Here is a 10900-nt window from a genome sequence, read left to right as displayed (position 1 = left end):
CTTTGTTATAAAAACTTTATTTTATAACTAATATTTAAATTTAATGGAAAAATAGCCATTTTCAATATAACTTGATTTAAAATTAGTGATAATAATTATAGACATTTTCAGCCGTTTTTTGATTCATGCCCTCTGTTTTGGCCAATTCCTCAACTGATGCATTTTTTATATTATCGATTGTTTTGAATTCCTTTAAAAGATTAATCTTACGTTTTTTTCCAATTCCAGCGATATCGTCAAGTGAAGAGGCTGATATATTCTTGCTACGAAGCTTTCTATGATATGTTATTGCAAAACGGTGTGATTCATCACGTACTTGCTGAAGCAAATGTAATGCCTTGTTATTTTTAGGAATTATGATTGGACGAGAAGAATTTGGAGTAAATATCTCTTCAAATTCCTTTGCAAGACCAATGATTGGAATATGAGTGAGATTTAATTTTTCCAAAACTCCGCAGGCCATACCCAGCTGCCCCTTGCCCCCATCAATCACAATCAGGTCAGGTTCCGGGTCTCTGTCAATCATTTTTAATCTGCGAGTCAGCAATTCCTCCATCATGGCAAAATCGTTAGGACCAGGCGTTTCCATTTTGAAATGTTTGTACATTTTTTTGTTGGGTTTGCCCTCCTTGAACGATACTTTTGAACCTACCGCAAACTTGCCTGAAATGTTACTGATATCATATCCTTCAATTACATGAGGCAATTTTTCAAGCTTCAGATATTTTTTAAGGTCAACCAAAGCAGATTCCATCTTTTTCTTTTGTAGCAGAATGATTTCGGCATTCTTGCGAGCCATCTTGACAAGACGCAGCTTTAAACCTTTTTGAGGCACTTTAATATATACTCTGTTTCCCCTCAAATCACCAAGCCACTCTTCAAGCAGATCCTTGTCATCGATTTCATCATCCAGAAGAATCTGTTTTGGAACATGCTTGTTGTAACCATAATACTGCTGAATAAATGCGGAAATAATCTCCGAATGGGAATCATATTGGGATGCGCTCATCAGAAAATCATCCCTACCGACAATCTTGCCGTTTCTAATAGGCATTATAATAACAACAACCTCGTTTTCACCGGGAGCAATAGCTATTACATCCTGATCCAAATCATCGTCAACCAAATCCACAAACTGCTTTTCCATAATCTCTTCAATAGATGCAATCTGGTCTCTGATTACCGCTGCCTTTTCGAATTCTTCCGCCTCGGCAGCCTCCATCATTTCTCGCTTGAGATTTTTGACGATTGTTGAGTATTTACCCTGGAAAAACAGATCAATCTTGTTTATAATTTCAGAATATTCCTTTTCGGATATCTTGCCTATGCATGGAGCGTAGCATAAATCTATCTGACAGTTCAGGCAGGGTCCATTCATGTTTCGGCATGTTCTGATTTTAAACAGGGACTTCAGGAATTTAACAGTTTGCTTTACTGAACCGACATCAGTGAACGGCCCGTAATATATTCCATTTTTGGTAATGTTTCTGGTAATGACCAGACGGGGAAACTTCTCATCAGTAATCTTTACATAAGGATATCTTTTGTCGTCCTTCAGCTGAACATTATATCTAGGACGGTGCTTCTTGATTAAATTGGCCTCTAAAATCAGCGCTTCCTTTTCGGAGTTGGTGACAATATACTCCAGACTGTCAAAATGACTCATCAATATCTGAGTCTTTGGCCTGTCAAGCTTTTCTCGAAAATAAGACCTTACACGGTTAATCAGATTTTTTGCCTTTCCTATGTAGATTATGGTGTCATTTTCATCACGCATTATATAGACACCCGGTTTTTTCGGCAAACTGTCAGGGGATTTGAGTTTCATTGGCATGGCTAACACCTAATTAAGTTCAACATAATCGTTGACAATTTTGACACGGTTGTTTGCAATCATCAAGTCAAGAACACCATTGATTCTGGAAGCAGTCTTTTTGGAAGTTGATCTGAATCCGAAATTGCGTGAGGTTTCCTTTGCAATCTGACCGGTTGTCAGGTTAGATTTGTGAAGGAGAACCAACTCTATGCTTTTGGCTATTTCCTCATCGGATATCAATTCAATGTTAGGCTTGTTTCTCTTTCTCACAACAACGTTATTGTTTGATGCATCATACAGGAAATCACCTATTCTGATTATGTCCCCTGAATTTTCAGCCTCATCAACAGCACTTATCACTGTCTTTTTAAGATTTGAACCTGCTCTTTTTATTTTGCAGCTGTCCTTAATCCTTTTTGTAACTTCATTAATGTGAATAGGGCCTTCAATATCAACTATTTCATTGATTGATTTGGCCACATTGGAAATAGGCTGGTTATATAGTTCCTGTTGTGAGTTCAATCCGAAATCTGCAGCCTCTACATAGTCAATAATTTCATCATCCATCTTTTTCTTGCCAGGAAGTTTATGATTATCAAATGCCTTAAGCTTGTTGTTTTGCTGGAATCTTTCCTTTTCAATTTCCTTATAATTTTCATCAGCAGATTGGATAATATCTTCCAATGCCTGGTCTTTAAGCTCTTCACGTCTTTGTTGCTCATTGACTGTAATAACAACATTATCATCACTGGCAATTTCTCTTTCAAGAGCTTCCTGTCTTAATTCCTTTTCAATTCTTTGCTCTTCTTTTTCGGCAAAGGTCATCTCCTCTTCCATTTGAATGATTTTATCTGAATCGTCATCACTCGGTCTTGACAGATAATCATTAGGGTCATACTCTTCAGTCCTGTCGACTACCGATACATAATCTATTTGTGTAGGATTTTCTATTTCATTGAGTGATTTGTTGATATACTGCATATCCTTTTTGATGCCCTTGATTGAATCCTTTAAAGACCTTTTCTGCTCATTTTTATAATAGACATTATTCTTTCTTAAAGGATTTGTTACGTCATTAGCACCCTGATAATAAACTGTTCCATCCACTTCTTCAGATTCAACGTCATTTTCATTACCTTGAGCTTCAGAAGAATCTTTCTGATTTTCTTCAATTGGTGCTGGAGCTTCTCTTGAAACATCTTCATGAGCAATATTCAAATAATCATCAGGGTCAGTGTCCCCAGCAGGTTCTTGAACAACCTCATCAACAGATTTTCTCTCAATAATCGGTTCGGGAATAACCTCATCAACAGGATTTCTGTCAATAATCGGTTTTGGAATAACCTCATCAACAGGTTTTCCAATTTCTTCAAAATTATCCGCTTGAACTTTAACATCAGGTTTTATTTCAGAATCCGGTTTTCGAACAATTTCATCTTCATCATCATCAAATATGCCTTTCATGAATTCACTCATGGCCTTATCAATTACTCTTGATGCCTCTGCATGTATTTCATCATACTCATCATTATTTAAATCTGGCAAATCATCGTTGAAAATGTTTAATTCCTCATCTTCTTCGAAATAATCATCATATGGAACATCTCCACCATTTACTATTTCGGCCTCAACGACAGAATCATCTTTAGGAGCAGGTTTATGCAATGGGATTTCTTCATCTGGCATGACTTCTCCACGAACAGTTTCGACTTCTTCAGGTTCCAATTTCGGTTCTCCACTAACAACATCGGAGATTATAGATTTTAAATGAACTCCTCTATGTTTATTGTGGATATTAACGTTTTCATTAGAAATATCATGATTTTGATGCTCATCATCTTGGCGAGGTTCATCTTCAGAGTTGGAATCATCATGATTTACATGAATCTCATCATCTACACCAGAGTCAACATCATCATGTTCAAAATCATCAACATAAACATCATCATCTACACCAGAGTCAACATCATCATGTTCAAAATCATCAACATGAACATCATCATCTGAATTTAAATCATTTGCTGATTTGTTGTCTTCTTTTTCTTTAGCGAAGTCATCTTCAAAAATGTCTTCAGAATCTACATTAACTTTATTGCTGAATTTAGGTTTATTGATGTTGGAATTAGTTATAATTTCATCATCATTGATTGAATTGTCAAACTCTTCATTAAACTGAGTTTCATCAACTTTTGTGGCATAATCGTCTATTGAAAATTCTTCTTCATTATACTCTTCATTCACTTCATCATTGCTGTGATCGACATAAATATATTCATCATCAGCACCCAAATCAACTTTATCCTCTTTTAAAGTTTCTGTGACTCCATCATCATCGAAAATATCATCAACTGCAGGAGTTTCAACATTCTCTAAATCTTCTTTTAATTCATCCTCTTTATCTATGTCTTTAGCGAATTTAAGTGTTTCGAAAAATGAAGTCTTAGGTGCGTCATCATCGTCATCCTTGAAACTGAATATTGATTTTACCCTATCTTTTAAGGATTTTGGCTGATTTTCATCGGAATAATCCTGTTCATCCTCCCAAACTTCTGCATTATCTTCAGGTGAAACACCTTCATCATCTTCCCAAACTTCAGCATCATCATTTTGGTTTGAAGGTTCATTTTCTTCTTCCCAAACTTCTTTTTCTTCACTTAACTCTTCATCGTTGCTATCTGAAACATCATCAGATTCTAAAAGATCTTCTTCATCACTTAAACCTTTCTCGAATTTGATTTCAGTTTCTTGGGAATTATCCTCATCATTTAATATCTCAACATCATCTGAACCCAAATCCTCAACAACAACAACATCCAAACCAGACTCAGACTCCACTTCCTCAACAACAACAACATCCAAACCGGACTCAGACTCCACTTCCTCAACAACAACATCATCCAAACCGGACTCAGACTCCACTTCCTCAACAACAACATCATCCAAACCAGATTCAGACTCCACTTCCTCAACAACAACATCATCCAAACCAGATTCAGATTCTACTTCTTCATCAGTAGTTTTAATATTTTCAGATTTTACTTTAGAAGAATCATCGCCTAACGAATCTTCTTCAATGAACTCTGATGGAGTTTCTTCGAATTCTTTAACATCATCATCTTCAAGAACGACAAATTCAGAAGCGGCATTAACTTCTTGTGAATCATTTTTTTGAGAGGTTGTATTCTCTGTTTTAGAAGCCGGCTTAAAGTCATCATCTCCAAAGAATTCTGACGGGTCAATTTCACTTACATCAATTGGTTTTTCTAAAAGGTCACCCTCATCAACTTTTTCAACTTCAACAAAATCTTCCGGACCAATATCAGATGGGTCAATTTCATTTTCTTCAGCTTCTTTTTCAGCCCGTTCCTTTTCTTCCTGTTCACGTGCCATGCGCAATTCTGCAGCTTTTCTTTCTGCTTCAAGTTTTCTTTTCTCGGCAAGTTTTTTCTCTTCTTCAGACCTGCGTTTTTCCTCTTCACGGGTTTGACGAATGGAATCTTCAACAAATTCAAGAAGCTTTTTACGGCCTAAATCTCTGTTTCTATACCAGTCTGTAGACCATAAGTGATATAATTTCCATCCCAATCCGGTTAATACCTGTTCACGAAGTCTGTCCCTGTCACGTGCAACTTTGCTTGAGGAATACATTTTTCCATCAGTTGTGATTCCCAGAATATATTTTCCAGGATTTTCATCATCCACAATAGCCAAATCCACTCTAAATCCAGCGCATCCTATTTGTCTGTCAACAATGTAACCGTTTTCCTCTAAAAAGCTGGCGATTGCATCTTCAAATGGTTCTTTTGTATATTCACCTACATCAGGAGTTCCTAAAGTAAGATTTTCTGCATATTCTAAAAATTCTTTTAAGGATTTTACACCATATGGTGGATTTGCTGTCAGGTTCATGTCATATGCCTTGAAGTTTGAAAATACCACACATTTTTCCCTTGCACGTGTAATCAATACATTTAAACGTCTTTCCCCACCATCCTGATTTAGAGGACCGAAGTTTAAAGACATCTTACCGTCCTGATCATGACCGTAACCTACACTGATTAGGATTACATCCCTTTCATCCCCCTGAATTGTTTCAAGGTTTTTAACAAAGAAACGTTCTTCCTTATTGTCTGAGAACAGAGGTTCATATTCCGGATGTTCCTTACGTTTTACTTCCAGCTCTTCAAGAATTGCATTCTTTTGAGCGACAGAAAATGTTCCGACACCTAAACTTTTTGTATCACCGTATTTCTCGAAGTGATTGAAAATTTCATCAACAACGTCCTTTGCTTCAAGAGGATTTTTGGATGATGCACCCCTTAAGTAATAGGTATTTGGATTGTAATGGAATTTCAAACCCAATTCAGGGTCTGAATGTGAAGGGGACGGATAAACAAGCAAATCATCATCATAAAATTCCCTGTTTGAAACAGTAATCAGGGATTCATGACGGGATCTGTAGTGCCATTTAAGCATCTTGACCGGAAATGACAGTTTACACAAATGCAATATGCTTTCCATATCAAGTGAGGTTGCTTCCTCCTCATCGCTGTCCGCATCGGACATCTGGTCAAAAAATGAAGTAGGAGGCAATTGTTGGGTGTCTCCCATAACTACTGCGGTTTTACCTCTCATGAATGCACCAAGTGCATCTTCAGGTTTCACCTGACTTGCTTCGTCAAAAATAACTACATCAAACTGTAATTCTTCATTTGTCGGATCCAAATATTGAGCAATGGATAAAGGTGACATCATAAAGCAAGGTTTAATCTGCTTTATCATACCTCCAGCTTTTTCCAGAAGTTTTCTAACAGGCATGTGGCCGCTTTTTCTTGTAAATTCTCCAGCCAGAATTTTGGCCTGAGGGTTTTCAGTTCCTCCAAATATCTTTGGAATATTGCTGTTCAGTTTGTGGAAAATCCTTTTGCGGTTCAGTGTCAGAATCTTTTTGTCCAGATCTTTGAATTCACGAATCCTGTTTTCATGAAGTTCACCGACAAATGTGGCCAGTTCCTGGTTTTCAATAAATAAAATGTTTAAGAGTGAATCTGCAAAGTTACCTTCAACCAATGCATTAATATCATCTTTTTTGATGTTTCTTTTCTCGATTGATTCGACAAACATTCTTGCATTTGAGCTTTGAAGCCTGTTCTTGGTATTGAGATATTGTGACCATAAATGAAGACTTGATAGTTGTCCTCTCCAATTATACAACTGCTGTTGCCATGCCTCAAATGGTACATCGCCTGTTTCCCTTTTAAAAATCAGCTTACTTCTAGGGTTTAGCTTATCCCTTAATTTTGACAGGTCTCTTACAAACTCTTCGCCTGACTCTATATATTCCGCCAAATCCCTTTCAGGCTTGAAGTCAAACAAATCTTTGCTCATCAGTTCAATTGTATTTTGTGAGAATGTTCCGTCTCGCACAAGTGCTGAAAACTCATTCATCCAACGTGCAATGGCTATCAAATCCTGAGGATTAGCATTCAAATGCCAATATCCTCCATAGTACTTTTGACCCAATGCCTGATTGGCTTCGAGGGTTTTTCTGATTTTAATAATAGCTTTAGCTTCCTGCAAGTCCCTAATTATTTCATCAACACTTCCTGGAACCGGTATCGCATAGTATCTCTCAACAAGTTCAATGTGCTGTTTGTTGTTGAAGAATCTGAACTTTTTGGTGGAAAGATTTCTTAACTCATATATCAATCTGTCGATATCTACCTGAAAAATGCTTTGATTGAATTTATTTAAAGCTGGAGCATATCTTTGATACTTTTGAAGCTCCTGTATTAATCTAAATGCATCGTCATTGTTATTATTCCATGCCCCTGACTTGATGATGCTTGCGTCTATCAGTTCGGCATTCTGAGACTTGATGATGTCAAATGCTGAAAGTGAATTTTGAAACTCATTCAATGTATCCGGCTTTTTGATTCCATAAATGTCATAAACCCTTCCACGTTCAACAAGGAAATTGTCAAGACTGTGAAGAGTATCATTGATGAGCATTTCAATTTCCCTTAAATCAGCAGGCAGGAGACTTTTCGGAGCGCATTTGCTCCATGGATTTTCCTTTGAGATTGTCTGATATAACTCCGCAAGGTTTTCAAGGGCAATTTTCATATCATCCAAATCCTTCAATGTGACACTTTCAGGATTTTCAAACCTGACCAAAGGCATCAGAGCATCCATTCTTGCAAAATGATCATCAGCTGATTCTTTCATACCATACAGCTGAAATGCTGATAGGTTTACTGCAAAAACAGGTTTATGAATGATTTGTGAATAATCATCTAACTGGCGACGCAGGGTTTCCAGTTTACGAATAGTCTGGTCTATGTTTAACGGTTCCTGTGCACGAACGTTTGTTGCCTTCTGCAAATCCTTGAGGAATTTTTTACGCCTTGTCTTGTGTGAGTGCAGTTCCAATACGAACTTGCCCAAACCCACACCGGTCAGACGGTTCTTTACAACATCCAATGCCGCCATTTTTTCTGAAACGAATAAAACTGATTTTCCCTCTGCCAAAAGCTCAGCTATCAGGTTTACAATTGTCTGTGACTTACCTGTTCCTGGTGGTCCTTCCACAACAAGATTACGTCCTGCCTTTACATCCTGAATAGCTGCAATCTGTGATGAATCGGCATCAAGTACCTGATACATGTTCTGATACTCAAGCTGTGAGTCAATATCCTCTTCCCTAAACGCTTCCTGATCGTTTTTGGCGGGATTGAAAATTGCCTGTATCAGTTCATTTTTTGTCAAATCAACATTATCGGCCCAAGCCTCAGGGTTTAAATCATTATACATTACGAATTTGGTAAAACTGAAAAATCCTAAAGCAACATTGTTGTTTACGTCCCATCCTTCCATTCTTGAAACAGCACTGCGAACGCTTGCAATGTAATGGTCAATTACTTCCCCATATCTTTTAAACTCAAAATCCGGAAGTTCAATGCCTGCTTCCATTAATTTTGCCTTAAGAGAAATGTTAGTCTGAATATCTTCTCCGGTCCATTCCAGATTGAATGATTCTCCAACCTTTTTCCTTTCCATAGCGACCGGAATCAATACCAGCGGTGCCTTGTTCTTTTGTCTAGGTTTGGATTTGTCCTTCCACTCCAAAAATCCTATGGCAAGGTATAGAATGTTATAACCCTGCTCCTGAAGCATAGTCTTTGCCTGGTTATTGATGTAATATAATCTTTTTTGGAGCTCTTTTGGAGTCAAATCTGTAGCTAACTTTTTATCTCCTTCGGAAAACTTGGAAAAGTCAAAGGGAATATGATCCCAAACTGAAGACTTGTCCTCCTTTTTATCCTTCTTGTTAGCCACAAAATACATCTTGTTTTCCTGCAGGACTAACGTTTGAAAAAGGTTTATGGGAGACTGATTTACTATTGTGATGGTTTTTGCTCTTGATTTAAAGTTAAGAAGTTGATTTCTTAATGTTAAATCCAATAGCTCCTTACGTAAATTCTTAAATTCCTTTTCGATTATATTTGATGATTTGTTTAACATGATGACCCTTTGTAGTGTTTAAAAAAAAATTCAAAATGCATATATAATTATAATCATATTAATTAATAAAGTTTTCTAAAAGTTAAATAAAGGCATATTTCAGCCTTGAAAACAAATATTGTTAAAAAATACTATTAAAAAGAAGTTTTAACCAATTGTTTTAGAATTATTTTCCAATACCTCATTAGTAAACTTTTTAATGAATCTTTTAGCCAGTATATATCCGAATATTCCGCCAATGAAACTTCCAAAAACAACTCCTGCATAAATTCCGTTCAAACCCCATCCAAATACGAATCCGAAAATGTAGGCGAACAATGAATCAAAAACCAAAGATCTGAAAAGAGTTATTATAAATGAATGCATACCCTTTCCAACACCCTGAAACACCATTGTAGACATGATACCCAATGGAACAGTTAAAGTGAAAAAACACAGAATAGATAATGCTCCTGCGATTTGAGGAGCTAAAAAACTGCTTGCTTCAGTATATGAAAACAGCAATGCGATTTGCGGAGAAAATATAAACATTACAGCAACCAAAACAATTGATATCAAAAAGCTGATTTTAATAGAATATGAAAGTGTTGTATTTAGGTTTTTAGGGTTTTTTGCCCCATATGCAACACCAGCAACAGTTACAACTGCAGTACCAATTGCAATTAATGGAAGAGTAGCGAACTGTACAACCCTCATAGCAACTGAATAGATACCAACTGCCACATATCCGGCATTTATCTGCAGCATAAGATTGATTGCAATTGCCAATGCTGAAAATATAAGGCTTTCAAAAGTTGATGGTATTGCAACCTGTAAATTCTCTGTAATTAAATTTGTCTGGAAAGTGTAGTTCTTCAGAGTTAAATCCAGATACAAATCTTTTTTAAACCATATCCAATAGCCCATTATAATGCATGACAACACGGATGACAATACGGTTGCCCATGCGGCACCGGATATTCCCCAACCAAAAATGTAAATAAACAACGGATCTAAAACCATGTTGACAACTGCAGTTACTGCTATAGCACCAGTTGCACGGCGTGCATCTCCTTCAGACCGAAATATGGCGGATAAAAGCTCTTCAAATACAAAAACAACTGACAATCCAAAGATTATGTAACTGTAATCCAATGCATATCTCATTGTATTTCCAACGCCCAATACGTCCAAAATCGGCACCATAAACACAACGGCAATGATAGTGAATACTGATGAAATAATTGCTGAAAGCAAAATTCCATGCAATGCAGCATTATTAGCTTGCTGGTAGTTTTCAGCCCCGATAAATCTTGAAATCAATGAATTTGTACCTGCGGCTACACCATTGCCCAATCCCACCAGTATGATATATAATGGAGTTACAAATCCGACTGCAGCTATTGCCTCCGGACCCAATCCGGATACCCAAATGCTGTCTGCAATATTGTAGAGCATTATCAATAACATTGACAGAGCCATAGGAACTGCCAGCTTAACAATCGCCTTTTTTGGGTCTCCAGTAATCATCTCAACATTGTCTGTTTTTGCTTCAGCCATATCATCACTTTATGCATCAAA

The 10900-nt window shown here is 36.9% G+C and carries 3 protein-coding genes; all 3 read right to left on the bottom strand.

The window, feature by feature from the left end; genetic code table 11:
• Positions 1 to 82: 82 nt before the first annotated feature.
• The 3 genes from uvrC to ACKI2P_RS03160 all read right to left on the bottom strand — a co-directional run bounded on the left by uvrC (position 83) and on the right by ACKI2P_RS03160 (position 10879).
• Positions 83 to 1834, bottom strand: coding sequence for an excinuclease ABC subunit UvrC (uvrC, locus tag ACKI2P_RS03170; RefSeq protein ID WP_407374937.1), 1752 nt, complete (start codon positions 1832 to 1834; stop codon positions 83 to 85).
• A 9-nt stretch (positions 1835 to 1843) separates the two neighbouring features.
• The gene (locus tag ACKI2P_RS03165) at positions 1844 to 9340 is read right to left on the bottom strand and encodes a DUF3320 domain-containing protein (RefSeq protein ID WP_407374935.1); all 7497 of its coding nucleotides are present in this window, start codon (positions 9338 to 9340) and stop codon (positions 1844 to 1846) included.
• 147 nt (positions 9341 to 9487) lie between these two features.
• Positions 9488 to 10879, bottom strand: coding sequence for an MATE family efflux transporter (locus ACKI2P_RS03160; protein ID WP_407374933.1), 1392 nt, complete (start codon positions 10877 to 10879; stop codon positions 9488 to 9490).
• Between the last annotated feature and the right edge of the window lie 21 nt (positions 10880 to 10900).

This window comes from Methanobrevibacter sp., assembly GCF_045541095.1.
In the GTDB taxonomy this organism is placed as follows: domain Archaea; phylum Methanobacteriota; class Methanobacteria; order Methanobacteriales; family Methanobacteriaceae; genus Methanocatella.
This window is presented reverse-complemented; position numbering and strand designations above follow the sequence as displayed.

Excerpts from the sequence above, each read along its gene's own strand:
- ACKI2P_RS03165 (WP_407374935.1), bottom strand. The coding sequence starts at position 9,340 with ATGTTAAACAAATCATCAAATATAATCGAAAAGGAATTTAAGAATTTA.
- uvrC (WP_407374937.1), bottom strand. The coding sequence starts at position 1,834 with ATGCCAATGAAACTCAAATCCCCTGACAGTTTGCCGAAAAAACCGGGT.
- ACKI2P_RS03160 (WP_407374933.1), bottom strand. The coding sequence starts at position 10,879 with ATGGCTGAAGCAAAAACAGACAATGTTGAGATGATTACTGGAGACCCA.